This is a genomic window from Paenibacillus sp. P4_A7 (assembly GCF_056402455.1).
Map to the genome: position 1 here is coordinate 1 of NZ_JBFUHJ010000803.1, position 1,162 is coordinate 1,162.

The following is a 1,162-nucleotide window of genomic DNA, read 5'->3' on the forward strand; positions in this document are numbered from 1 at the left end:
CTTGATATCAACAGGCGGAAGTTCGCTGAAAGCTGCACTTGCCGTTCGTGAAGCCGGAGCAGAAGTTTTAGCCGTACTTGCGATATTTACCTATGAATTTGATCAAGCTGTACAAGCATTCGCTTCGGAACAGGTTCCTCTTCAAACATTATCCAATTATAGTTCACTTATTGAAACGGCTGTAGAGCTGGGTAAAGTTGATCCTGAGGATGTTRCAGCTTTGCAAGCTTGGAGAAGCAATCCACAATCGTTCGGAAATTAATTGATTTACAATATTGTACGAGAGCACGTTTGCCGACAATGGTGAATGTGCTTTTTTTCTGCGGAAATAAGACAGGATTCGACAAATTTTTTTGTGATATTAAGTGGGGTATCTTTCGTTTTACCTATAGATTTCCGATATACAGAGTGTAGGGGTTTCTATAAACTGAGGGGCGGGAAAAATTAATGAATTTATCATTACGAGTGAGGCTGGCGTTACTTGCTTTAATACCACTAGGCTTTTATTTGTTCACGGGATTGTTTTTGATTGGCGAAAATAATTCTACATTTAATGAGATGTCCGATGAAATTTATGAGACGTCCAATGAAGTTAATACCCTTATATTAAATGCCGACAGAGATATGTATCAGGCATATATGGCCTTTCTGAAGGTGGAATCRGGAACGCTGGATCAAGCGGAAGCAAAAGCTGCTCGGGAAGAATTAGCGAACAATATTAAGCAAGTAGATGAGAGAATCTCAGAAGCACAGACAATAATAAGTAAGAAGCAGCTCCAAGACCTAGCGTTTGGAGAGTCTGAGCGAAAGATCGGTAATATATTAATTGAGGTTAAAGCTAATTTTAATTTTTGGTCGGCAGCAGCTTCGAAAGCAGCATCCGATGGTAGTTCGGTATTTAGAAATAAAGAAATGGATAATAATTTTCAGGTGGGCAGATCAGGAATCGATGAAGTTGGTCAAAATGTCGATGCATACGCCAAAAGCAAAATTAGAGAGATACAAGATAAGTTAAATCAAACACAACTTAGTATTTTTACCGGTATCATCGTCGTTTCCTTGTTAATAATCAGCACAACACTATTTACAATTCGACAAATAATGAGAACTGTCAGAAGTGTTGTTAGTAAGATGCAGCGTGTAACCGAAGGGGATTTAACGG

2 protein-coding genes are annotated in these 1,162 nt (G+C 38.8%); both read left to right on the top strand.

The window, feature by feature from the left end; all coding sequences use genetic code 11:
* Window positions 1–262: orotate phosphoribosyltransferase (locus AC1DWN_RS34125; protein ID WP_477563244.1), on the top strand; the 262-nt coding region annotated here is incomplete at its 5' end.
* A gap of 185 nt (window positions 263–447) precedes the next feature.
* Window positions 448–1,162: hypothetical protein (locus AC1DWN_RS34130; RefSeq protein ID WP_477563245.1), on the top strand; the 715-nt coding region annotated here is incomplete at its 3' end.